General features: G+C 62.7%; 24 protein-coding genes. 11 read left to right on the top strand and 13 right to left on the bottom strand.

Annotated features, from left to right (window positions below; genetic code table 11):
• Nucleotides 1-105: 105 nt before the first annotated feature.
• Nucleotides 106-1854, top strand: coding sequence for a DUF6600 domain-containing protein (locus tag ACG0Z6_RS09600; RefSeq protein ID WP_394460771.1), 1749 nt, complete (start codon nt 106-108; stop codon nt 1852-1854).
• Here ACG0Z6_RS09600 and ACG0Z6_RS09595 read toward each other — a convergent pair.
• Nucleotides 1851-2534 carry an arylesterase gene (locus ACG0Z6_RS09595; RefSeq protein WP_394460770.1) on the bottom strand — a complete coding sequence of 228 codons (684 nt, stop codon included), beginning with the start codon at nt 2532-2534 and terminating at the stop codon, nt 1851-1853. The genes ACG0Z6_RS09600 and ACG0Z6_RS09595 overlap by 4 nt on opposite strands.
• On the opposite strand from ACG0Z6_RS09595, the gene ACG0Z6_RS09590 reads away from it, so the two are divergent.
• Nucleotides 2533-3216 carry an ABC transporter ATP-binding protein gene (locus ACG0Z6_RS09590; RefSeq protein WP_394460768.1) on the top strand — a complete coding sequence of 228 codons (684 nt, stop codon included), beginning with the start codon at nt 2533-2535 and terminating at the stop codon, nt 3214-3216. The two genes, ACG0Z6_RS09595 and ACG0Z6_RS09590, sit on opposite strands and share 2 nt — an antisense overlap.
• A gap of 7 nt (nt 3217-3223) precedes the next feature.
• Here ACG0Z6_RS09590 and ACG0Z6_RS09585 read toward each other — a convergent pair whose 3' ends face one another.
• The 7 genes from ACG0Z6_RS09585 to ACG0Z6_RS09555 form a co-directional block, all read right to left on the bottom strand.
• On the bottom strand, nt 3224-3787 hold the full coding sequence (locus ACG0Z6_RS09585; RefSeq protein ID WP_394460767.1) for a DUF2062 domain-containing protein: 564 nt from the start codon (nt 3785-3787) through the stop codon (nt 3224-3226).
• Nucleotides 3788-3871: 84 nt separating this feature from the next.
• Complete coding sequence (locus ACG0Z6_RS09580; RefSeq protein WP_394460763.1) at nt 3872-4678, bottom strand: peptidylprolyl isomerase; 807 nt, start codon at nt 4676-4678, stop codon at nt 3872-3874.
• Between the two features lie 47 nt (nt 4679-4725).
• Nucleotides 4726-5028: a BolA family protein gene (locus ACG0Z6_RS09575; RefSeq protein ID WP_394460761.1), complete on the bottom strand. Its 303-nt coding sequence runs from the start codon at nt 5026-5028 to the stop codon at nt 4726-4728.
• The gene (locus tag ACG0Z6_RS09570; protein WP_394460760.1) at nt 5025-5675 is read right to left on the bottom strand and encodes a septation protein A; all 651 of its coding nucleotides are present in this window, start codon (nt 5673-5675) and stop codon (nt 5025-5027) included. Before ACG0Z6_RS09570 ends, ACG0Z6_RS09575 begins: the two co-directional genes overlap by 4 nt.
• A 6-nt stretch (nt 5676-5681) precedes the next feature.
• Nucleotides 5682-6104 carry a peptide-methionine (R)-S-oxide reductase MsrB gene (msrB, locus tag ACG0Z6_RS09565; RefSeq protein WP_394460758.1) on the bottom strand — a complete coding sequence of 141 codons (423 nt, stop codon included), beginning with the start codon at nt 6102-6104 and terminating at the stop codon, nt 5682-5684.
• 51 nt (nt 6105-6155) lie between these two features.
• Entirely contained in the window at nt 6156-7001 is an 846-nt protein-coding gene (locus ACG0Z6_RS09560; protein WP_394460756.1) for a J domain-containing protein, read from the bottom strand.
• Between the two features lie 161 nt (nt 7002-7162).
• Nucleotides 7163-9322 carry a sodium-translocating pyrophosphatase gene (locus ACG0Z6_RS09555; RefSeq protein WP_394460754.1) on the bottom strand — a complete coding sequence of 720 codons (2160 nt, stop codon included), beginning with the start codon at nt 9320-9322 and terminating at the stop codon, nt 7163-7165.
• A gap of 206 nt (nt 9323-9528) precedes the next feature.
• Between ACG0Z6_RS09555 and ppa the strand changes: the two genes are divergently transcribed.
• The 3 genes from ppa (at nt 9529) to ACG0Z6_RS09540 (ending at nt 12584) form a co-directional block, all read left to right on the top strand.
• Nucleotides 9529-10068 carry an inorganic diphosphatase gene (gene ppa, locus ACG0Z6_RS09550; protein ID WP_394460752.1) on the top strand — a complete coding sequence of 180 codons (540 nt, stop codon included), beginning with the start codon at nt 9529-9531 and terminating at the stop codon, nt 10066-10068.
• A gap of 73 nt (nt 10069-10141) precedes the next feature.
• Entirely contained in the window at nt 10142-12184 is a 2043-nt protein-coding gene (locus tag ACG0Z6_RS09545; RefSeq protein ID WP_394461006.1) for an NAD(+) synthase, read from the top strand.
• 61 nt (nt 12185-12245) lie between these two features.
• The gene (locus ACG0Z6_RS09540; protein WP_394460750.1) at nt 12246-12584 is read left to right on the top strand and encodes a P-II family nitrogen regulator; all 339 of its coding nucleotides are present in this window, start codon (nt 12246-12248) and stop codon (nt 12582-12584) included.
• An 18-nt stretch (nt 12585-12602) separates the two neighbouring features.
• On the opposite strand, the gene ACG0Z6_RS09535 is transcribed toward ACG0Z6_RS09540, so the two are convergent.
• From ACG0Z6_RS09535 to ACG0Z6_RS09515, 5 genes are all read right to left on the bottom strand, one after another.
• Complete coding sequence (locus tag ACG0Z6_RS09535; protein ID WP_394460748.1) at nt 12603-12986, bottom strand: diacylglycerol kinase; 384 nt, start codon at nt 12984-12986, stop codon at nt 12603-12605.
• The gene (locus tag ACG0Z6_RS09530) at nt 12952-13491 is read right to left on the bottom strand and encodes an RDD family protein (protein WP_394460746.1); all 540 of its coding nucleotides are present in this window, start codon (nt 13489-13491) and stop codon (nt 12952-12954) included. Before ACG0Z6_RS09530 ends, ACG0Z6_RS09535 begins: the two co-directional genes overlap by 35 nt.
• A gap of 12 nt (nt 13492-13503) precedes the next feature.
• Nucleotides 13504-14139 carry a DUF3106 domain-containing protein gene (locus ACG0Z6_RS09525; protein WP_394461004.1) on the bottom strand — a complete coding sequence of 212 codons (636 nt, stop codon included), beginning with the start codon at nt 14137-14139 and terminating at the stop codon, nt 13504-13506.
• 254 nt (nt 14140-14393) lie between these two features.
• Nucleotides 14394-14873 carry a DUF3619 family protein gene (locus ACG0Z6_RS09520; protein ID WP_394460744.1) on the bottom strand — a complete coding sequence of 160 codons (480 nt, stop codon included), beginning with the start codon at nt 14871-14873 and terminating at the stop codon, nt 14394-14396.
• Nucleotides 14870-15436, bottom strand: a complete 567-nt coding sequence (locus ACG0Z6_RS09515; RefSeq protein WP_394460742.1) for an RNA polymerase sigma factor — start codon at nt 15434-15436, stop codon at nt 14870-14872. The genes ACG0Z6_RS09520 and ACG0Z6_RS09515 overlap by 4 nt, the downstream gene beginning before the upstream one ends.
• A 244-nt stretch (nt 15437-15680) precedes the next feature.
• On the opposite strand from ACG0Z6_RS09515, the gene ACG0Z6_RS09510 reads away from it, so the two are divergent.
• The 6 genes from ACG0Z6_RS09510 to pbpG all read left to right on the top strand — a co-directional run bounded on the left by ACG0Z6_RS09510 (nt 15681) and on the right by pbpG (nt 23151).
• Complete coding sequence (locus ACG0Z6_RS09510; protein ID WP_394460740.1) at nt 15681-17465, top strand: acetolactate synthase 3 catalytic subunit; 1785 nt, start codon at nt 15681-15683, stop codon at nt 17463-17465.
• A 175-nt stretch (nt 17466-17640) separates the two neighbouring features.
• Complete coding sequence (gene ilvN / locus ACG0Z6_RS09505) at nt 17641-18132, top strand: acetolactate synthase small subunit (protein WP_394460738.1); 492 nt, start codon at nt 17641-17643, stop codon at nt 18130-18132.
• A gap of 163 nt (nt 18133-18295) precedes the next feature.
• The gene (ilvC, locus tag ACG0Z6_RS09500; protein ID WP_394460736.1) at nt 18296-19312 is read left to right on the top strand and encodes a ketol-acid reductoisomerase; all 1017 of its coding nucleotides are present in this window, start codon (nt 18296-18298) and stop codon (nt 19310-19312) included.
• Nucleotides 19313-19418: 106 nt separating this feature from the next.
• On the top strand, nt 19419-20255 hold the full coding sequence (pssA, locus tag ACG0Z6_RS09495) for a CDP-diacylglycerol--serine O-phosphatidyltransferase (RefSeq protein ID WP_394460734.1): 837 nt from the start codon (nt 19419-19421) through the stop codon (nt 20253-20255).
• 200 nt (nt 20256-20455) lie between these two features.
• A complete protein-coding gene (locus ACG0Z6_RS09490) occupies nt 20456-21997 on the top strand; it encodes a 2-isopropylmalate synthase (RefSeq protein ID WP_394460732.1) in 1542 nt (513 codons plus the stop codon).
• A gap of 152 nt (nt 21998-22149) precedes the next feature.
• Nucleotides 22150-23151 (top strand): D-alanyl-D-alanine endopeptidase, encoded by a 1002-nt coding sequence (gene pbpG / locus ACG0Z6_RS09485; protein ID WP_394460730.1) that lies wholly within the window; start codon nt 22150-22152, stop codon nt 23149-23151.
• Nucleotides 23152-23192 lie beyond the last annotated feature (41 nt).

Genomic DNA, 23192 nt, shown 5'->3' with positions numbered 1-23192 from the left:
CTGCGGCGTTCAGGCACAGTCCGCACCTTCCGTAGCACTGCCATGGCCTGCACTCTTTGCACCACAAACCCCGGCGCTTTGTTCGAGCCAAAGGACCAGCCACGGGTGCGTCGCCGCCAAACCTTGCTGCGCGCGCTGCTGCTGGCACTTTTGGCCAGCCTGATGCTGGTGGGCTGGGCCTGGGCCGACCCGCCCACGCGCGCCGGGCGCGTGGCACAAATCCAAGGCACGGCTTGGTGGCTGGACCACGAAACCCGCGAATGGGTGCAACTGCTGCGCAACCAAACCGTGGCCGAAGGCGACCGGCTGCGCACCGAGTCCTCGTCACGGCTGCGGCTACAAGTCGGCTCGACCACGCTGTGGCTGGATGGCGATACCGAACTGGAATTCCGCCAGCTCGACGACCGGCAAGCTCAGCTGCAGCTGCAGCGCGGTGGCCTGGGGCTGCGCCTGCGGCAGCGCGACGCGCTGGACGAATGGCAGGTGCTCACCGAAGAAGGCAGCAGCCGCTTCGAGCGCGAGGGGTTGTTTCGCTTGCAGCAGCAAGCGCGTGCCACCACCGCTCAGGTCTGGAGCGGGCGCATGCGCTTTGAGGCACGCGATCTCGCGCCCGGTGAAGCCACCGCCGTGCTGCTGCGCAACAACGAGCAAGGCGAGTTTTGGCGCGAAGCCAATGGCCCACGTGCCCAGCGTGAATCGCTGCAGCGCGATGAATTTGCGCGCTGGCTGCTGGCTGAAAGCCAGCGCATGGGCGAGGCGGTCGCAACCGCCTATGTCTCACCCGAGATGACGGGCGCTGACGAGCTCGATCGTTGGGGCGACTGGTCGCGTCACAGCGAGTGGGGCATGGTGTGGATGCCGCGCCATGTGGCGGTCGATTGGGCACCCTACAGCCATGGCCGCTGGGTGTGGAGCCGCCATTGGGGTTGGACATGGGTGGACGAGGCGCCCTGGGGCTTTGCGCCGTTTCACTACGGACGCTGGGTGCGTTGGGGTGTGCGCTGGTGCTGGGTGCCGGGCAGCTGGGTGGCGCGCCCCGCCTACGCTCCCGCCCTGGTGACTTGGGGTGGGGTGGGGGTGCAAGTCAACTTGAATCTGGGGCGTCATCGCCCTCCGCCCGTGAGGGGTTGGGCACCGCTGACGCCGCGTGACGAGTTTCGTCCTCACTACCGTCACAGCCCCGAGTACGGTCGCCGTTTTGTCTTTGATCCTGTCACCGTGCAGCGTCCTGTTGGTGGCCCCATCGGTCAGCCAAACGCGCCAGTGCCCGTGCCGCCGCGCGGGGGCTCGGACGTTCCGGTGCGCATGGGCGGCGGGCTGCCGGCCCAAGGGGGTGGCATGGCCTCAGGCGGTGTTCCGAGCGATGCCGCTGCGGTGCCCAGCCCGGGCTTGCCATGGCGCGTAGAGCCGGTGCGCGACGCGTCCATGCGTGATGGGCCCGCCGCGGAAGCCCCTCGCGAGCGGGGCTGGCGCAACGAGCCCTTGCGTGAACGCCAGACGCGCATGGAGACCTCGCCGGAGCCTGGGCTGCCTGCGCGCGTGGAGCCGCGCCCGGAGCCCCGCATGGAGCCGCGCCGCGAACAGCGCGTGGAGAGCGAGATCGAGCCGCGCATCTACCGCGGCGAATCACCCCGGGGCGACACGCAGCTGCGCCGCGAGTCGGGCATGGACGGCGTGCCGCGGCGTGAGGTCCGTCCGGAGTCTCGCCCGGAGGTGCAGCAGCCTCGGCGCGAACCGAGCCGTGCCGCCGAAAGCTCCCCCGGCATGAATGTGCCGCGCCGTGAAGCACCGCCGGAGCGCGACGAGCGCCGTGGTGACGCGCGCGAGCGCAATCAGGGCGTGCCCATACGCTAGAGCAGGGGCTGCAGCGCGCGCCAGACGTTGTCCATCATGACGGGTTGGGCCTTGGCTGCGGGGTGGATGCGGTCGGGCTGGAACCACTGCAGCGCGTCGGGCCGGTCCGCCACGCCTGCCAGCAAGAAGGGCAGCAGGGCCACCTGCTCCTCACGCGCCACGGTGCTGAAAGCCTCGGCAAACTCGCGGGCGTAGCGCGCCCCGTAGTTGGGCGGCATTTGCATGCCCACCAGCAGCACCCGCGCGCCAGCGGCCTTGCCCTCGCGCACCATGGCGCGAAGGTTGTCGGTGGTCATGGTCATTGGCAGGCCGCGCAGCGCGTCGTTGCCGCCGAGCTCGATCACCAAGTGCGTGGGGCGGTGCTGGCGCATCACCTCAGGCAGGCGCGAGCGGCCGCCCGAGGTGGTGTCGCCACTGATGCTGGCATTGATCACGCGTGCGTTTGGCAAGCGGCCCTGCAGCCGCTGCTGCAAGAGCTGCACCCAGCCGCTGCCCCTGGGCAGGCCGTATTCGGCCGAGAGGCTGTCGCCCAGCACCACAATGCTGGGCGCACTGGACTTGGCGGCGTTGCGCTCTTTGGCCTGGGCCGCAGGCAGCCAAAGACCGCTGGCCGACAAGGCCACCAGCCAGGCGCTACAGTCGCGCATCCATTGACGTCTGCCCGTGGGCTTGGTTTGCATGTCTGACACCATTCTTGAAGTCGATCGCCTGCACAAGGCAGTACAGGACGCAGCCGGGGAGCTGACGATTCTGCATGAGCTCAGCTTCACGCTGTGCGCGGGTGAATCGGTGGCCATTGTGGGTGCCTCGGGCTCGGGCAAAAGCACTTTGCTGTCGCTGCTGGCGGGCCTGGACGTGCCCAGCAGCGGCCAGGTGCGCTTGCTGGGGCAAAACCTCTATGCCCTGGATGAAGACGGCCGTGCCGCCCTGCGCGGTGCCCATGTGGGCTTTGTGTTTCAGAGCTTTCAGCTCCTGGCGCATTTAACGGCGCTGGAGAACGTGCTGCTGCCGCTGGAGCTCAGTGGTCAGCCGCAGGCGCAAGAGGCTGCGCGGCACATGTTGCAACGCGTGGGCCTGGGCCAGCGGCTCAACCACCGCCCCCGACTGCTGTCGGGCGGGGAGCAGCAGCGCGTGGCCCTGGCGCGGGCCTTTGTCATGCGCCCCACGCTGCTCTTGGCCGATGAGCCTACAGGCAGCCTGGATGCGGCCACCGGCGCGCAGGTGATGGACTTGATGTTTGAGCTCAACCGCGAACACGGCACCACCCTGGTGCTGGTCACGCACGACGACGGTGTGGCCGCACGTTGCGGGCGCCAGCTGCGGCTGGCTGCGGGACGGCTGGTCAGCAGCGAGGCGGCCTGAGCACCGCTCAGGCGCTGCGCTGCGCGCGCAGCCTTAGGCGGCGACGGCGTTCCAGCCGGATCACGGCCCACCAGCCGATGTACACCGCGACATAGGTCAGGGTGCCCAGCACCACGCCGGCCAGCGGCAGGCCCACCAGCAGCGGCGGGCCGAGGTCTGCAAGCCATTGCGTGAGGGTGGACCACCAGCTCAGAGGCTCACTCCACTGCAAGCTCAAGCTGGCGGGTGCTGCCACGGCACCGTCGTGGCCCAGCACGGCACGGCCTAGAAAGATGGCCAGCCCCCAAATGGGCACCAGCGTGAAGGGGTTGGTCAGCCATGTGGCGGCCACAGCCGCAGCCACATTGGCGCGAAACGGGATGGCCAGCAGCGCTGCAAAAAACATTTGGGTGGGCAGCGGAATCACGCCTACGGCCAGCCCCAGTGCAGCACCCAGCGCCACGCGGCGTCTGTGGGCCACCCACAGCCAGGGGCGTTGGCGCAGATAGCGGCCCAGCCAGCCCAAGCCTCGGGTGCGCTCCAGTGTTTCAGGAGAGGGCAGCAGTCGTCGGGCGAGGCGCGAGGCGGGCATGGCGAATCAAGTACAACGCCCGCTCGGGCAGGGTTGCTGCACGGCGGGCGTTTGGCGTTTGCGGAGCGCGAGGCTCACAAACAATCAGTTGCTGAACTTGTAGTCAGTCTTGGCTTTTTTCTTCAGGTCTTCTTGGTACTTGGCCAATTTTTCCTGAGACAGGCGCTGCTTGATCTGGTCCTTGACGTCGTCAAAGGCCGGGAACTGTGCAGCACGCGTTTCTTCCAGACGGATGATGTGGAAGCCGAACTGCGACTTCACCGGTGCATCGGTGGTCTGGCCAGGCTTGAGCGCCAGCATGGCTTCGCTGAATTCCTTGACGTAGGCGTCAGGCGCAGACCAGCCCAGATCACCGCCGTTGGCGGCCGAGCCGGTGTCCTTGGAGTTCTTGCTGGCCAGTTCGTCGAACTTGGCGCCGCCCTTGATTTGGGCAATCAGCGCCTTGGCTTCGTCTTCCTTGTCCACCAGGATGTGGCGGGCACGGTATTCGGTGCTCTTGCCCTGAGTTTGTGCTTCAGCCTTGAACTTCTCGTACTCGGCCTTGGCTTCAGCGTCGGTCACCGGGTTGGTCTTGGCATAGCCCGTGAACAGCTCGCGGATCAGGATGCTCTGGCGTGCCAGTTCCATCTGAGCCTTGTAGTCGGCGGAGGCGGGGATGCCACGACGCTCTGCTTCTTGCATGAAGATTTCACGCAGAACCACTTCGTCCTTGACGCGGGATTCGAGCTCTGGGGACTTGGGTTGGCCGCTCTTGGCAATCTGGTCCAACAGCAAGTCTGCGCGCGCCTTGGGCACGGCCTTACCGTTGACGATGGTGATGTTTTGGGCGCTCACGGGCAGCGCCACTGCAACGATTGCCGCTGCGCAGGCGGCCAGCAGAGTTTTCTTCATGAAGCAAAAGCCTTTCAGGGCGGGCTTGCGGACAAAACAAAGCGCCACTAGTGGGCGCCACTGCGAAGAGACTGGGCCTCGGTCGGTGTTTTGGCATCGATGACCAAAGCATGGATACCGCGCTGCATCAGCTCCGCGAGGGCATCATATACGAGCCTATGGCGGGCCACGCGGGACTTACCCTCGAAGGCAGTGCTGACCAAACGCACCCGGAAATGACCGCCTTCGCGGGCGCCCGCATGACCTGCGTGCGCGGCGCTGTCGTCCTGCAATTCGAACTCCAGCAGGTTCAGGGCGGCGCGCAGTCGGGCTTCAATGTCTGACGCTTGCGCGCGGGGTGGGGTGCTCATACAGATTCCTTGGCAGAGGTGTCGTCGTCCGCAGCGGGCGGGAGGTGGCGCATCAGGTAGAGGCCTTGAGCCAGGGTGAAGAGCAAGATCAAGCCCGTCACGCCAAAGACCTTGAAGCTGGCCCAGGTCTCGTCGCTGTAGTGATAGGCCACCCAGAGGTTGAGGCAGCCCAGCCCGCTGCAAAACACCACCCAGGCCCAGTTCAGATGGCGCCAGATGGCGTCGGGCAGTTTGAGTTCCTTGCCCAACATGGCCTGAATGAGGTTTTTGCCGAAAAACGTTTGAGAGATCAAAAACGCCAAGGCGCCGCCCCAGTACAGCAGCGTGGGCTTCCACTTGATAAAGGTGGCGTTGTGGAACCACAGCGTGGCGCCTCCAAGCACCACCACCAGCGTGAGGCTGATCCACAGCATGGTGTCGATCTTTTGACCGCGCAGCTTGGTGATGAGCGCTTGCAGCAAGGTGCTGACCATGACCACGACGGTGGCCAAGAGCACAGGGGCTTCGCTGGCTTGAATGGCACCGCCTGAAACCAGCGCGCCAAAGTACTGGGTGGCAAATGCCGCCGCCGCTTCGGGGCGCCCCTGGGCCAGCTTGAAGGTGCCGAAAAACAGCAGCAGCGGCAGAAAGTCCAGCAAGAGCTTCATGGGGAGTCAGTCGCGCGGGGGTGCATCGGAGCGGGGGCTGAAGTCTATCGCGGCGGAGTTGATGCAATAGCGCTCACCCGTGGGGGCGGGGCCGTCGGGGAATACATGGCCGAGGTGAGCATCGCAGCTGCTGCAGCGCACTTCCACGCGGCGCATGCCGTGGCTCAAGTCTTCGATGCGCAGAATCTGTGCTTGCGCATCCTCTTGCGAAAAGCTGGGCCATCCGCAGCCTGCGTCGAACTTGCTGTCCGATGCGAAGAGGCGTTTGCCGCAGCACACACAGAGGTAGTCACCGCCTTCCCAATGGTTCCAGTAGCGGCCCGTGAAGGCGGGTTCGGTGGCGCCGCGGCGCGTGACCAAATAGGAGGTCTCGTCCAGCAGCTCGCGCCATTGGGCGTCGCTGCGCGACTCGGGCTTGGGGTCAGACATGGGGCTCCTTGGCATGCCCTGCACCACCGCCAGGCCCTGTGCGGCCGGGGTTCAGCTTGACAGGGCAGGGGCCGAAGGTGCGCGGGGCAGTTGAGTGAGAAAGGCGGCGGCCAGCTCCGATTGTGGCTTGACGCGCTGACCGATGTAGAGCTCGCGGCGGCGCTGTGCCATGTGTCGCCGCAATTGCTCGGCATGGGCTTTGAGCGGGTCGGCGTCGGGTGCCGTGTTGGCCGGGCACAGCAGGGCGTGCAAGGGGTGGCTGCACAGCTCTGCCTGAAACGCATGCAACTCTTGGTGGCGCAGGCGTGCGGCTTGCTCGCAGCGCTGCAGCCATTGGGTGTGAGCCGACGCGCTGCCCGAGGTGGGGCGAGCCGCGGGGTCTGTTGCGGCCATCAGCAAGGCTTCAAGGTAGCGGCGGTCGCCCCGGGCATAGGCCAGGTTGATCTGTGCCATTTGCTGCTCCAGACCTGGGCGGCTGGCCTCATCCGGGCTCAGGTCGGGGTGATAGCGGCGCGCGGCGCGTCGGTACAAGGTTTTGAGTGAAGCGGGCGGCGCCACCTCGGGTTCTTGCAAGATCAGCCGAGCGTCCAGCGCGCCAGCGGGATAGGCGGGCAGCAGCCAGGGTTGCTCATGCGGCGGTGGCGCGGTGGGGGCCGCGCTGGCCGGGCCTTGCGACGCTGTATGCAAATACTGCAGCGCGCAGTGCAGCTGCTGCTCCAGCATATGCAGTTCAAGGTGCAGCGGCTCCAGCAGTGTGCGTGCGCGCTGTGCCAAGTCTTGCAGGCGACGGTGCAGGGTGGCGCAGGCCAGTTCCTGAGCCTGAACGCTGGACCACAGCAGCATCAGCGCCTCGCGGCGCCGGGTGTCGACAACAGGGGCAAGAGCGTCAAAGGACACGGTCTGGCTTTGGAGTATGGAGCAGGGACTGAGCCGATTGTCCCTTGGCCGCAGGCGTGCTCAGAAGCGAAAAGAGCCCGCTATCGGGCTCTTCAAGACGCTTGTCTTCTGTTGCCACCGCCAAGCCCCAGCCAGGGCGCCGGGGCTTGCGTCAGGGGCGCTTACTGCGAGGCGCTGCTGGCTGGCGCCTCCTGCGCTGTGCTGGCAGAGGCAGGCGCCTCTTGCATGATGGTGGCCGAGTGCGCCGCCACCGCTGGTGGTGCCGCGCTGGCCATGGGTAGCAGGGGCACGATCAAAAGCGCGACGATGTTGATGATTTTGATCAGGGGGTTCACCGCCGGGCCTGCCGTGTCTTTGTAGGGGTCGCCCACTGTGTCGCCCGTCACGGCCGCTTTGTGGGCATCGCTGCCCTTGCCGCCGTGGTGACCGTCTTCGATGTACTTCTTGGCGTTGTCCCAAGCGCCACCGCCGGTACACATGGAGATGGCCACAAACAAGCCCGTCACGATGGTGCCCATCAACAGCCCGCCCAGTGCCGCCGGGCCCAGCAGCATGCCCACCAAGATGGGCACCACCACCGGCAGCAGCGAGGGAACAATCATTTCCTTGATGGCCGCGCCGGTGAGCATGTCCACGGCCTTGCCGTACTCGGGTTTGCCGCTGCCATCCATGATGCCTTTGATGTCGCGGAACTGGCGCCGCACTTCCTCCACCACAGCCCCGGCGGCGCGCCCCACGGCCTCCATGGCCATGGCGCCAAACAGGTAGGGAATGAGCCCGCCGATGAACAGGCCGACGATGACCATGTGGTTGGACAGATCAAAGCTCACGGCCATGCCGCGCGATTCCAACGCGTGCGTGTAGTCGGCAAAAAGCACCAGCGCTGCCAGTCCTGCTGAACCGATGGCATAGCCCTTGGTGACGGCCTTGGTGGTGTTGCCCACGGCGTCGAGGGGATCGGTGATGTTGCGAACGCTCTCGGGCAACTCCGCCATTTCGGCAATGCCGCCAGCGTTGTCGGTGATGGGCCCATAGGCATCGAGCGCGACGACGATGCCGGCCATGCTCAGCATGGAAGTGGCCGCAATGGCGATGCCGTAGAGACCCGCCAGCTGGAACGCCGCCACGATGGCCACACACACAAAGAGCACCGGCCAGGCCGTGGAGCGCATGGACACGCCCAGGCCCGCAATGATGTTGGTGCCATGCCCCGTGGTGGAAGCCTGTGCGACGTGCTGCACCGGCTTGTATTGGGTGCCGGTGTAGTACTCGGTGATCCACACCATGGCGGCGGTCAGCAGCAGGCCGACCACGCAGGCCAGAAAGAGGTTTTGCGCCGTGATGCTCACTCCACCCGCCAGCGCCAGCGGCTGCGGAAACATGGCCGTGGTGACAAAGTAAAACGCCACCAAGGACAGCACACCTGCCACGATCAGCCCCTTGTAGAGCGCGGGCATGACGTTTTTCATCTCAGGCGTGGCTTTGACAAAGCTGCAGCCCACGATGGAGGCAATGATGGACACGCCGCCCAGCACCAGGGGGTAGACCAGCGTGGCCATTGAGGCACCACCGAAAGTCAGCGCGCCCAGCGCCATGGTGGCAATCAGCGTCACGGCATAGGTTTCAAACAAGTCGGCGGCCATGCCTGCGCAGTCGCCCACGTTGTCGCCCACGTTGTCGGCAATCACCGCAGGGTTGCGCGGGTCGTCCTCAGGAATGCCGGCTTCAACCTTGCCCACCAAGTCAGCACCCACGTCGGCGCCCTTGGTGAAGATGCCGCCGCCGAGCCGGGCAAAGATGGAAATCAACGAGGACCCAAAGGCCAGGCCCAGCAGCGGTTTGAGCGTTTGGCTGTCGGCTTTTTCGCCCCCGCTGATCCACAGGAAAAACAAGCCCACACCCAACAGGCCCAAGCCCACCACCAACATGCCGGTGATGGCGCCGCCCTTGAATGCCACGTTCAAGGCCGGCACCATGCCTTGGGTGGCGGCCTGAGCGGTGCGCACATTGGCGCGCACCGACACATTCATGCCAATAAAGCCGCAGGCTCCCGACAGCGCCGCGCCCACCACAAAGCCAATGGCTGTTTGCAAATCTAAAAACACGGCAATCAGCACCGCCAGCACCGCTCCGACCACGGCAATGGTTTTGTACTGCCGCGCCAAGTAGGCGGCCGCCCCCTGCTGAATGGCGGCAGCAATTTCTTGCATGCGCGCATTGCCAGCGTCTTGTCTAAGAATCCAACTGCGTTGGACAAACCCATAAAACACGGCGGCGAGGCCGCAGGCCAGCGCGAAATACAACGCCAAACTCGTCGACATATAGCGTCTCCTCTCTAGCGATTCGCAAAAAGGCCCTGACAAGCAGGGGCGGGGCATAGGTAGCCAAACCCATACTAAGTGAGGGTAGGGGGGCTCACATGGGCGTTTACCAGCGGTCACGCCAAGGCGCGTCAAGCGCTCACATAGCGTCGTGATCTGTCTTGATCACAGCCTAGAATCCGGGTTTCTCCTTGCAGCCTTTGATCATGAGCCTTCATAACGTCACCCCAGGGCCCAACGCGCCCGAACAGTTCAACGTGATCATCGAGATTCCGATGAACGCCGACCCGATCAAGTACGAAGTGGACAAAGAAAGCGGCGCGCTGTTCGTCGATCGCTTCATGACCACGGCCATGCACTACCCGTGCAACTACGGCTACATCCCCCAGACACTGTCGGACGACGGTGACCCGGTGGACGTTTTGGTCATCACCCCCTACCCGCTGACGCCGGGCGTGGTGGTCACCTGCCGCCCTCTGGGTGTCTTGAAGATGGACGACGAAGCCGGTGGCGACGCCAAGCTGCTGGCCGTGCCTACGACCAAAATCCTGCCGATGTACAAGCACTGGAACAAGCCAGAGGACATCAGCGACATGCGCCTCAATGCCATCCAGCACTTCTTTGAGCACTACAAAGATCTGGAACCCGGCAAGTGGGTGAAGGTCAAGGGCTGGGAAGGCCCTGAGGCAGCCAAGGAAGAAGTGGTGGCGGGCATCGCCAACTTCGCCAAGGCCAAAGAGGCTTGAGTTTGCCGGCATAAGCGCAACTCCGCCGTCCAACGCCCCGCCCCGTGCGGGGCGTTTTTGCTTGCACAATAGTCTGGCCATGCACTTCCTCAACCTCTACAACCACGACTTTGTCCGTGTCGCGGCGGCAGTGCCGCTGTGCCGCGTGGCAGACCCGCAGCACAACGCCGAACAAACCGCGGCATTGCTGCGTGAGCTCGCCGCCCAATCGGTGGCCGTGGCGGTGTTTCCCGAGCTGGGTTTGTCGGGCTACAGCTGCGAAGACCTGTTTCAGCAGCAGGCCTTGCAGCAAGCCAGTCTGGACGCGCTGGCGCAGGTGCTGCAAGCCAGCCGCGAGCTCTCCACGCTGGCCGTGGTCGGCCTGCCGCTGCGGGTTCAGCAACGCCTCTTCAATGTGGCCGTGGTCTTGCAGCGGGGGCGTGTGCTGGGTGTGGTGCCCAAGAGCTATCTGCCCAATTACGGCGAGTTCTATGAGCCCCGCCAGTTCGCTGCCGCTGACCATGCTTTGGTGGACGAAGTTGAGCTGCTCGGCCAGCGCGTGCTTTTTGGCAGCCAGCTGGTTTTCGAGGCGCAAGATCAGCCGCTGCTGAGCCTGCATGTGGAGCTGTGCGAGGACGTCTGGGCGCCCATTCCGCCGTCGTCCTTCGCGGCCCTGGCCGGTGCCACGGTGCTGCTCAATCTGTCTGCTTCCAACGCCTTGGTGGGCAAAGCGGCCTACCGGCGTCAACTGGTGGCGCAGCAGTCAGCACGCTGCCTGGCGGCCTATGTGTACTCGGCCGCTGGAGCGGGGGAGTCCAGCACCGATGCCGCGTGGGACGGCCACGCCTTGATTGGCGAGAACGGCGCCTTGCTCGCGCAAAGCGAGCGCTTTGCAGATGAGCCTGCATGGATCAGCGCTGACATTGATTTGCAGCGCCTGGCTCACGAGCGGGCCCGACTCAGCAGCTACGGCGAGGCCGTGCGCATCCATGCTGCACAGCTGAGGCAGTTCCGCCGCGTGAGCTTCCAGGCCTTGCCGCAGGGGCTGGATCAGGCGTTGCCGCTACATCGGGCGCTGGATCGCCACCCTTATGTCCCGGCTGACGATGCATCGCGCGACGAGCGTTGCGAGGAGGTCTTCCACATCCAGGTTCAAGCCCTGGTGCAGCGCCTGCGCAGCAGCGGGCTGCAAAAGCTCGTGGTGGGCGTGTCAGGCGGGCTGGATTCGACCCATGCGCTCTTGGTGGCGGCGCAAGCCATGGACAAGCTCAAGCTGCCGCGCAGCCACATCTTGGCCTACACCATGCCTGGTTTTGCCACGAGTGAGCGCACGCGTGACCAAGCCTGGCGCCTCATGCAATGCCTGGGCTGCAGTGCCGAAGAAATCGATATCAAGCCCAGCTGCACGCAAATGCTGCAGGACTTGCGCCACCCCTTTGCACAGGGCCAGGCGCAGTACGACGTGACCTTTGAAAACGTCCAAGCCGGCCAACGCACCAGCCATCTGTTTCGCCTGGCCAACCATCACGGCGCCATGGTGCTGGGGACGGGCGACCTCAGCGAGCTGGCTCTGGGTTGGTGCACCTACGGGGTGGGGGACCACATGTCCCACTACAACGTCAATGCCAGCGTGCCCAAGACTTTGATTCGCTACTTGGTGCGCTGGGTCGCCGAGACCGGTCGCGCAGGTGCGGCGGCCCGAGCCGTGCTTGAGGACATCTTGAACACCGAAATCAGCCCGGAACTTGTGCCCGCCAGCGCCGCCGATCCGCAGGCCGCGCTGCAAAGCACTGAGGCGGCTGTCGGGCCCTATGAACTGCAGGACTTCAACCTCTACCAAGCGTTGCGTTGGGGCTATGCGCCGCGCCGCATCGCCTTCTTGGCCTGGCATGCCTGGGGGCCTGGATCGGCGGTTCAAGAGGGTACCTACTCGCACGCCCAGCTGAAGTCGGTGCTGGGCATCTTTGTTCGGCGCTTCTATCAAGGCAGCCAGTTCAAGCGCAGCTGTGTGCCCAATGCGCCCAAAGTGGGCAGCGGTGGTTCTTTGTCTCCTCGTGGCGACTGGCGTGCGCCCAGCGACGCGTCGGCGCGCACGTGGTTGGACGATTGGGCGCAGATTCCTGACCACTTGCCCTGAGGCTTTGTGGGCCTGTGCTTAAATCAGTCAACGCCCAAAATCAACCATCCGGAGTGCCTCGATGAAGCAAATCACCGCCATCATCAAACCCTTCAAGCTTGACGAAGTTCGTGAGGCCTTGGCCGAAGTCGGTGCCTCTGGTTTGACTGTGACCGAGGTCAAGGGCTTTGGCCGTCAAAAAGGCCACACCGAGCTCTACCGCGGTGCCGAGTATGTGGTCGACTTCTTGCCCAAGGTGAAGGTGGAAGTCGTGGTGCGTGACGACGAGGTGGAGCGCTGCATCGACGCCATCTTGAAGGCGGCCAAGACTGGCAAGATTGGCGACGGCAAGATCTTTGTGACAGCCGTCGAGCAGGTCATCCGCATTCGCACGGGCGAAACGGACGAAGCAGCGGTCTGAGGCGGGCGCTGACTCAGCTCAGCTTGCCTTGCACCACTGCCATACGGCACTGAGCCACACGCCACCGCACAGCAGCATGGCCAGCAGCACGGCAGCGCTGGCAATGTCTTTGGCGCGTTTGGCCAGCTCGTGCAGCTCAAACGAGACGCGGTCCACCGCCGCCTCAATGGCCGAGTTCAGCAGCTCAACAATCAACACCAACACCAGGGTGCCCAGCAGCAGGCTGACTTGCACCCAGTCCCGTCCCAGCACAAAAGCCAGAGGCGTGGCGAAGACGCAAATCCACACTTCCTGCCTGAATGCGCATTCCCCCTGGTAAGCAGCACGCAGGCCCTCGTAGGAATAGCCTGCGGCTTTAATCACGCGATCAAGGCCGGTCCGGCCCTTGTGGGGGTTGTTCATTGCGAGGTTGCGGAGGTTGGTGAATGACCTGTGTGCGGCACAAGACATCATGAAGATATTGGCGCCGAGGGTGTATCCGGGCCAACAGGGAGTAAGCGAGAGCGCCCACCGCCAAACTCAAGCCCACGGCGCTGGGTTTGTGGTGCACGCCAGATAAGTAGCAGCTGAACAGGGCGGGCGCCCACCACAGCCAAGCCGCCACGAAACGCAGCAGCGCGTGGCCAAAACGCAGTTGCGCACCTTGGCGATCAACCACGCGCAAATGCCAGGCCTTCATGGCCACGGTTTGCCCACCCCGCGACCAAAACCAGCTGAAATAGAGCGCTAAAACGGCCAGCAAGAACAGCTGCAGACCTAGCTGCCCGACACGGGCATCTCGCTGCTGGGTCACGCCCGCATACAGGTAGGCAGCGGTGAACAGCACGCCAAACAGCAGCAGGCCTTCATAAACCATGCAGGCCAAACGCCGCATCAGCCCTGGCACAGCAGGGGTTGTGTCAGACATGGTGCTTGCCGATCAGGGCTGTGGGGTGCGTGGGAGCAGCGTCACAGGGTCGACTGCCGACGCGCGCCACGGGCTGAGCCTGGCTGCTGACGCCACACCTGCGGGCGGGCGGGCGGCCTCAGCGGGTGCTGCTTTTCGTATCACCGTGCTGGCACCCGGCCGGATTTGCACCACAGTGGGCGCGTCCGGCAAGGCCTTGGGGACCGTCATTTGCGACGGTTGAACCGTTGCGTTTGTGCGCCGCTTGATGGGTGAGGGTGAGGATTCGGCCTGCTGGCTTGCTGCACGTTCGGCGGCGCGCTCAACCAGACGTTGGCGCTTTTCCGGCGGTAGCGCTTGGTAGGCTTCCCACTGGGTTTGCAGCTTGGATTGAGCGGCCTCTGTGTGTGGGGGGGCTTTTCCTGGGGGGTGCGTCAAGTCCAGGTAGTTGGCTCGCACGGCCTGTCTTTGGCTGGGTGTCATGTTCGACCACTGCTGCATGCGCTCGCGCAGTCTCACCTGTTGATCAGGCGGCAGGCCGGGGTAGCGTGCAGCAACCTCAAGCCACTTGCTGCGCCTGCTGTGGTCCATTTGGGGCCAGTCGGATTGCAATGGAGCCAAAATTTGCTGCTGAGCCGGGCTGAGTTGTGCCCAGTTGGGTGAGCCCACCAGCAAGGTGTTGGCAGCTTGTGGCACCAAGGGGGCTTTGGGAGCAGGCTTCGCTGAGGTGTCAGGCGAAGTCGCAGGCGCGGTGTTCGCTTGTGCGGCAACAGGCGCAGCAGGTTGCGATGCCGAGGTGGCTGGCTGTGGTGCCACTGCGGCTGGGCTGGAAGCCGCTGCCGCAGGCGTCAAGGACTGTGCTGCGGCGCCCAGCGATGCCTGCAGTGTGATCAGAAAAAGCGGTAGAAGCAGTCTTGCCCGTGTCACTGTTCGTCTTCTTCGGTGGCGTTCGGGTCTTCGTTGAGGTACTCGCGGAAGCCTGGATCGTTGTAAGCGGCGGGCGGCAGTGGCTTAGAAAGCAGCCCTGTGTCCAATTCTGCCGCAGCGCGGATCTGCTCATACCACTGGCTGTGATGAATCACCACCAAACCAAGCGCCAGCAGCAGGGCAGGGACCAACGCGGCGAGCTTGAGCCAGCGCGGCCCCGATCCTGAGGACTGACCCAGCACCAGGGTGGACTGCGACGCTTGCAGCACGGGCAAATCAGCGGCGGCCAGGGGCTGGGCAGCCCGCGCAGCGGCGGCTTTGCTCATGGCTTGCTCACGCGCAAAACGCAGCCGTTCTTCGATATCGGCGGGCAAGTGGGCAGCCTGTTCGTTCAAGCACGAAGCCAAGCGCTGCCCCACGCGGTTTTGCAGCGTGTCTTGGGCGGATGTGGCTGGATTGGTCTGCGTGTGATTCATGGCATTACCCCTTTGGCCTTGAGCGCTTTGGCCAGAGCATGCACGGCACGAGAGCAGTGTGTTTTCACACTCCCCTCCGAGCAGCCCATCACCTCAGCGGTTTCGGCAACGTCCAATTCTTCCCAGTAACGCAGCAGGAAGGCTTCGCGTTGACGCGCGGGAAGCTGTTCGACTTCTGCTTCAATCAATCTCAGTGTTTGCCCTCTGGAGACTTCATCGGCCGCCGACAGGGCGCCCATGAATCCGTCTTGGGATTCCAGATTCTCCAGCAGGTCGAAGTCGTCGTCTGGGTCTGTCCCCTCAAAGTCAGAGAGGTTTCGCACCACGGCGGTGCGTACTTTGCGACGCCGAAACCAATCCATCGTCGCGTTGGAGAGGATGCGCTGAAACAACAGCGGCAACTCGGCAGCGGGGCGGTCGAAGTACTTTTCGGCAAGCTTGATCATCGCGTCTTGCACGATATCAAGCGCCGCGTCCTCGTCCCGCACCATGTAGAGCGTGCGCTTGAAGGCGCGGCGATCGGCGCTTTTGAGAAAGTCGTTGAGCTCTTTGTCCGTGGCCAAGGTCTGCGGGCCTCACGCTGGCAAAATGGGGCGGATTATGGCACCCGAACTAGGGGTGCGCTTTTGTGCAGCGCATCATAAGCCGCGTGCATAATGAGTGTTCGCACAACGCAGTATTGGTCTTTACGGGCGCCCGACCGGGGCGCCTTGTGGTGAGATCGCGCAGGCGTCAAGTCCGCCCCACAAGGGTGAGAGGAGAGGCACCGATGGTTTTTCGTTAGAGAAAATCTCAGAGGTTCGACACATGAATATGTCTGCCGCGGAATTTGAGCGTGCTGCGCCTGGTCGCACGTCTCCGCAAACTCCTTTCAATGCTTCTGAACTCAATGGTTCAGAAATTCTTGTGCGCTGCCTGCACGAAGAGGGCGTCAAGTACCTCTGGGGCTACCCTGGCGGCGCCGTCTTGTACATCTACGACGCACTGTACAAGCAGCAATCCATCCAGCACGTTCTGGTGCGCCATGAGCAGGCTGCGGTACATGCCGCTGATGGCTATGCGCGTGCCACCGGCGAGGTGGGTGTGGCGCTGGTGACTTCAGGGCCCGGTGTGACGAATGCCATCACAGGCATTGCCACGGCCTATATGGACTCCATTCCCATGGTGGTGATCACCGGCCAAGTGCCGACGCCGGCCATCGGTCTGGATGCGTTTCAAGAATGCGACACCGTGGGGATCACGCGCCCCATCGTTAAGCACAATTTTTTGGTGAAGGATGTGCGCGATTTGGCGCTCACCATCAAAAAAGCTTTCCATATTGCCCGCACCGGCCGCCCGGGCCCGGTGGTGGTGGACATTCCCAAAGACGTGTCCGTGAGCCGTGCCAATTTCCATTACCCAGAGCGGGTGGAAATGCGCTCTTACAACCCCGTCAAAAAAGGCCACGGCGGGCAAATTCGCAAGGCAGTCCAGCTGCTGATGCAAGCCAAGAGGCCCTATATCTACACCGGGGGTGGTGTGGTGCTGGGGAGTGCCACGGCTGAGCTGCGGGAATTGGTGAATCTGCTGGGTTATCCCTGTACCAACACCCTCATGGGCTTGGGCTCTATGCCCGGTACCGACCCGCGCTTCCTGGGCATGCTGGGCATGCACGGGACTTACGAGGCCAATATGACCATGCAGCATTGCGATGTGCTGCTGGCTGTTGGCGCGCGTTTTGACGATCGTGTGATTGGCAACCCGCACCACTTCGCGCAAGTTGAACGCAAGATCATCCACGTCGATATTGATCCCTCGTCCATCTCCAAGCGTGTGAAGGTGGATGTGCCTATCGTGGGTGATGTGCGCGATGTGCTGCAGGAGTTGATTGCCCAGATTCGGGAAGCGCAGCTCAAGCCCGATGCCGATGCGCTCAACGCTTGGTGGTCCCAGATCAACGATTGGCGCAAGCGCGATTGCCTGGCCTACAGCCGTGACAGTGCGGTCATCAAGCCGCAGATGGTGGTGGAGACGCTGTGGCAGATGACGCACGGCACAGACACCTACATCACCTCCGATGTGGGGCAGCACCAGATGTGGGCGGCGCAGTTTTACAAGTTCGATGAGCCTCGGCGTTGGATCAACTCCGGCGGTCTTGGGACCATGGGCGTGGGTCTGCCCTATGCCATGGGCATCAAACTGGCCAAGCCCGAAGCGGATGTGTTTTGCATCACCGGCGAGGGCTCCATCCAGATGTGCATTCAGGAGCTCTCCACCTGTTTGCAATACCAGACGCCAGTGAAGATCGTGTCGCTGAACAACCGCTATCTCGGCATGGTGCGGCAGTGGCAGGAGCTGGATTACGAAGGCCGCTACTCCCACAGCTATATGGATGCTTTGCCCAACTTTGTGAAGTTGGCAGAGGCCTATGGTCATGTGGGCTTGTTGGTGGACAAGCCAGCTGATGTGGAGCCCGCGCTGCGGGAAGCGCGGCGATTGAAAGATCGCACCGTCTTCCTGGATGTCCGCACCGACCCGACGGAAAACGTCTGGCCCATGGTGAAGGCTGGCAAGGGCATTTCGGAAATGCTGCTGGGCTCGGAAGACCTCTGAGGCGCGCGGTGCGTGCTGGGGTGGTGGCGTTACCGCGCTGCCGCTCGCAGCCCGTGCCCTCTGCCTTGAGGTGCGGCTGTGGCCGCAGCCTAGACGCATATATCAACAATCGAAGAGCGTGGCCAAGGGGCCGTGGTTACCGCCACTGTCCTGAAGAGCGCGAAGGACGAGGACCATGAAGCACATCATTGCATTGCTCATCGAAAACGAGCCCGGCGCTTTGTCGCGCGTGGTGGCCCTGTTTTCAGCCCGGGGCTACAACATTGAGAGCCTGACCGTGGCGCCGACAGAAGACGCTTCCCTGTCGCGCATGACCATCGTCACCAGCGGCAGTGACGAGGTGATTGAGCAAATCACCAAGCACCTGAACCGTCTCATTGAAGTGGTGAAGGTGGTGGATCTGACCGAAGGTCGCTACATCGAGCGCGAGTTGATGCTCGTGAAGGTCAGGGCTGTAGGTAAAGAGCGCGACGAGATCAAGCGCACCTCAGACATCTTCCGCGGCCGCGTGGTTGACGTGACCGACAAGAGCTACACCATTGAGCTCACTGGCGATGCGGGCAAGTTGGACGCCTTTTTGGAGTCCATCGACCGCGCCGCCATCTTGGAAACCGTGCGCACCGGTGCCAGCGGCATCGGTCGCGGCGAGCGTATCTTGCGCATCTGAGTTCCCCTCGGCGGTTTGCATGCCCGTGTGTGCGGGTGTTGCCGCCGTCGGTTGGCCCCGCGGCTGACCGGTTACGAACCTGGCTCGGTGTGGCCCCGGCATGAGGTTCGTCTCCAACAGGGGCCCAAGAGACTTTTTGACCCGAGTACTTCAGGAGATTGCTATGAACGTGTATTACGACAAGGACGCCGACCTCAGCCTGATCAAGGGCAAGAACGTGACCATCATCGGCTACGGCTCACAAGGCCATGCCCACGCGCTGAACCTGCACGACAGCGGCTGCAAGGTCACTGTGGGTCTGCGTCGCGGCGGTGCCTCCTGGGGTAAGGCTGAAGCCGCTGGGCTGCGAGTGGCTGAAATCGCTGAAGCCGTGAAAGCGGCCGATGTGGTGATGATTCTGTTGCCTGATGAGCAAATCGCCGAGGTCTACCGCAAGGATGTCGAGCCCCACATCAAGCCGGGCGCTTCGCTGGCATTTGCCCATGGCTTCAATGTGCACTACGGCCAAGTTCAGCCCCGTGCCGATTTGGACGTCTGGATGGTGGCTCCCAAAGCGCCCGGCCACACCGTGCGCAACACCTACCGCCAAGGCGGCGGCGTGCCCCACCTGATCGCGGTCTACCAAGATCAGACCGGCCGCGCGCGCGATCTGGCACTGTCCTACGCTGCGGCCAATGGCGGCGGCAAGGCCGGCATCATCCAAACCAGCTTCCGCGAGGAAACGGAAACGGATCTCTTCGGCGAACAAGCCGTGCTTTGCGGCGGCGCCGTGGAGTTGATCAAGGCAGGCTTTGAGACCCTGGTTGAGGCTGGCTATGCGCCCGAAATGGCTTACTTCGAGTGCCTGCATGAACTCAAGCTCATCGTGGACCTCATCTACGAGGGCGGCATTGCCAACATGAACTACTCCATCTCGAACAACGCCGAGTATGGTGAGTACGTGACGGGCCCCCGTGTGGTGACGGCGGCCACCAAGGACGCCATGCGCCAGTGCCTCAAGGACATTCAGACGGGCGAATACGCCAAGAGCTTCATTCTTGAGAACAAGGCTGGTGCGCCCACCCTCATCAGCCGTCGTCGCTTGACCGCTGAGCATCCCATTGAGCAGGTGGGCGAGCAGCTGCGCGCCATGATGCCTTGGATCAAGGCCAACAAGCTCGTGGACAAGAGCAAGAACTGAGCTGCGCATCCCGCAAGCACACCCCTGGCAACACGGGGGTGAACCCCGCATGCCGCACTGTGAAGTGCGGCATGTTCACTTGAACGCTGGGGTATCCTTCCCGCCCATGAATGACTTGAGCTCTTCCCCTCCCGGGTCTGATGACGATGAATCCTGCGCGCCTCCGAGACCGCGCCGCAAGGGCATCTACGTGCTGCCCAATCTCTTCACCTTGGCGGCCTTGTTTGGTGGCTTCTATGCCGTGGTCATGGCCATGAATGGCCGTTTCGAGCTGTCGGCCTACGGCGTGTTTTGCGCCATGGTGCTCGACAGTCTGGACGGGCGCGTGGCGCGCATGACGGGCACGCAAAGCACTTTTGGCGAGCAGATGGACAGCCTCTCGGACATGGTGTCTTTTGGCGCTGCGCCGGCGCTCATCATGTACGAGTGGGCCCTCAAAGGCCTGGGCAAACTCGGTTGGATTGCGGCCTTTGTCTATTGCGCCGGTGCGGCGCTGCGTCTGGCGCGCTTCAACACCAATATCAGCGTGGTTGATAAGCGCTTCTTCCAGGGGTTGCCAAGTCCCGCTGCTGCCGCGCTGGTAGTGGGCTTGATTTGGGTGGCAGACGATGCGGGCTTCAGGCAAGTCGACGCTATTCCGGAGCTCGCGTGGTTGGCCTTTGCCGTCACGCTATTTGCGGGCCTGACCATGGTGACCAACGCGCCGTTTTACAGCTTCAAAGATGTGGGCCTCAAACGCACCGTGCCCTTTGTGGTGATCGTGGCCATTGCACTGGGCATCGCGGTGGTCAACATCCACCCGCCCATCGTGCTGTTCGGCTTGTTTTGCCTCTATGGGCTTTCAGGCTATGTGGTGTACGCAGTGAAGCGTGCCAAAGGCAAACCTGTGAGCGTGATTGCGGTGTCCACCGATGAGCCCGATGAAAAGGGTCTGCACCAATAAGCACCCGCTGCGCGGTGTGCTAAATTCGCACGATGCTGAACTTTTGCCTGTTCCTACTATCCAGCGTGCCCAGGGCGCGTTGATGGTTCACGTCTAGACAAATTCAACATCACCGGCCCGCCAAGCAATTGCTTCGCGGGCCTTTTTGTTTTCGTCTCCTGCCTTTCCTATCTTTCAACCCAGCCTTCTTGGAGATCCTTATGGCTGACAAGCTGATCATCTTCGATACCACCTTGCGCGATGGAGAACAGTCTCCCGGCGCGTCGATGACGAAGGACGAGAAGCTACGCATTGCCAGACAGCTGGAGCGCTTGAGGGTCGACGTGATCGAGGCGGGGTTTGCAGCGTCTAGCAACGGTGACTTCGAGGCCGTCCGGGCTATTGCTCAGGCCATCAAAGACAGCACGGTGTGCTCGCTGGCGCGCGCCAACGATCGCGATATTTCCAGGGCCGCCGAGGCCTTGCAGGGGGCCGCGAGTTCGCGCATTCACACCTTCATTGCCACCAGCGAATTGCACATGGAGAAGAAGCTGCGCATGAGCCGCGAACAGGTGCTGGAGCAGGCGCGTCTTTCGGTGCGTTTCGCCCGCAATTTGTGCGGGGACATCGAGTTCTCGCCGGAAGATGGCTACCGCTCCGACCCGGACTTTCTTGCTCGTGTCATCGAGACCGTGATCGCGCAGGGCGCTCGCACCATCAACATCCCTGACACGGTGGGCTATGCCGTGCCGGAGTTGTTCGGCGAATTCATTCGCAAGCTGCGTGAGCGTGTGCCCAATTCCGATCAGGCTGTGTGGTCCGTGCATTGCCACAACGACTTGGGCATGGCGGTGGCCAACTCGCTCGCTGGCGTCAAGCTGGGCGGCGCGCGCCAGATTGAATGCACCATCAACGGCTTGGGTGAGCGCGCGGGCAACTGTTCGCTCGAGGAAGTCGTCATGGCCGTGCGTACACGCCGCGACTACTTCGGGCTGGAGTTGGGCATCGACACCTCGCAAATCGTGCCGGCCTCACGCTTGGTCAGTCAGACCACAGGCTTTGTGGTTCAGCCCAACAAGGCTGTGGTGGGTGCCAACGCCTTTGCCCATGCCTCGGGCATTCACCAAGATGGCGTGCTCAAGGCCCGTGACACCTACGAAATCATGCGCGCCGAAGACGTGGGTTGGAGCGCCAACAAAATCGTGCTTGGCAAGCTTTCGGGGCGCAATGCGTTCAGGCAGCGCTTGCAGGAGCTCGGTGTGGTGTTGGAGTCCGAGGCTGAAATCAATGCGGCCTTCCAGCGTTTCAAAGACTTGGCCGACCGCAAGGCGGAAATCTTCGACGAGGACATCATTGCCCTGGTGATGGAGGAGTCTGCCGATCAAGCGCATGAGCACTACCGCTTGCTGTCCATGCAGCAGCGCTCGCAAACGGGTGAGTTGCCGCATGCGGAGGTGGTGTTCAGTGCGGGTGATAGGGAACTGCGCACCGCCAGCAGTGGCAACGGTCCCGTGGACGCTGTGATGAAGGCCATCGAGTCCGCCGTCCAAAGTGGCGCTGAACTGGTGCTCTATTCCGTCAATGCCATTACCAGCGGGAGCACAGAATCGCAGGGCGAGGTGACGGTTCGCTTGCAACATGGCGGCCGTGTGGTCAACGGCGTTGGCGCTGACCCGGATATCGTGATTGCATCCGCCAAAGCCTATTTGGGTGCGCTCAACAAGCTGCAAAGCAATATTGAGCGTGTGGCTGCTCAAGGTTGAGTCCGGCCTGCCTTGACCGGTCAATCAGACCAGCAGGGCGGTCGGTGTGCGGCATGTGACCGTGTTTTGACTTCAAGACATGCTCTTAAGTTATTGATATTGAGCCAAATTCTTGCGTGCTATACACTGGACCTGCATTTGAGGGGAAGCATTTGAAGTTATTCAAAACTTGGACATGCAGTGCTGCACTGAGCCTGACCCTCGTGGGCCTCGCAAGTGTGGCCCCTGCGCAGGAAGCCTCGGCCCAAAGCCGTTCGGCCAAATCGGAAACTCGCGCCAAATCCAAGTCTTATCGCCCTGCCAAACCTGCTCAACGGAAAACTCGCAAGGCGGCTGTCGCTACAGTCGCGGTGGCTGCACCGATGTCGTTTGGCAAGATTTACGGACTGCATACGGTTGATGACCCGTTGGATTTGAAATCCAGCGTGGCCTTGGTGTTGGACCAAGACACCAACGAGGTTCTGTTTGCCAAGAATCCTCGAGCCGTGCTCCCCATCGCTTCAATTACCAAGCTGATGACGGCGCTGCTGGTGGTTGAGGCCGGGCAATCGCTCGACGAAGTGCTCACCATCACGGAAGAAGACCGTGACACAGAGAAGGGCACCCACTCACGGCTGAGCATAGGCACCCAGCTCACGCGTGGTGAGCTGCTGCACTTGGCCTTGATGTCGTCTGAAAATCGTGCCGCCAATGCGTTGGGTCGGCATTTCCCCGGGGGCTTGGGTGCATTCGTGCACGCCATGAACACCAAGGCGCGTGCGTTGGGTATGGCAGACACGCATTTCGTGGAGCCCACGGGGTTGTCCAGCAACAACCAGTCCAGCGCCAAGGACTTGGCGCAGTTGGTCAAGGTGGCCCATCAGTTCCCGCTGTTGCGCGAGTACTCCACGTCCAAAGAGCATGTTGTGGACGTCGGCCGTCACCAGATGCAGTTCCGCACAACCAATGGTTTGGTGCGCAAGTCCGACTGGGATATTGGCCTGCAAAAAACCGGCTTTATCAATGAGGCTGGTCAGTGCCTTGTGATGCAGGCACAGTTGGCCGGGCGCAAACTCATCATGGTGTTTTTGGATTCGGCCGGCAAATATTCTCGTATTGGTGATGCTGAGCGGGTGCGCAAATGGCTGGTTGCGCCATCGAGCACGCGTCCCTGATCTCTTGCTGTTTCCCGGGTGCGGTTCCCGTCGCGAGCTGC

It is taken from the genome of Roseateles rivi (assembly GCF_043555845.1).
GTDB classification, from domain to species: Bacteria; Pseudomonadota; Gammaproteobacteria; order Burkholderiales; family Burkholderiaceae_C; genus Roseateles; species Roseateles rivi.
The sequence above is the reverse complement of the archived record's forward strand: the minus strand, read 5'-3'. Positions and strand labels throughout refer to the sequence as shown.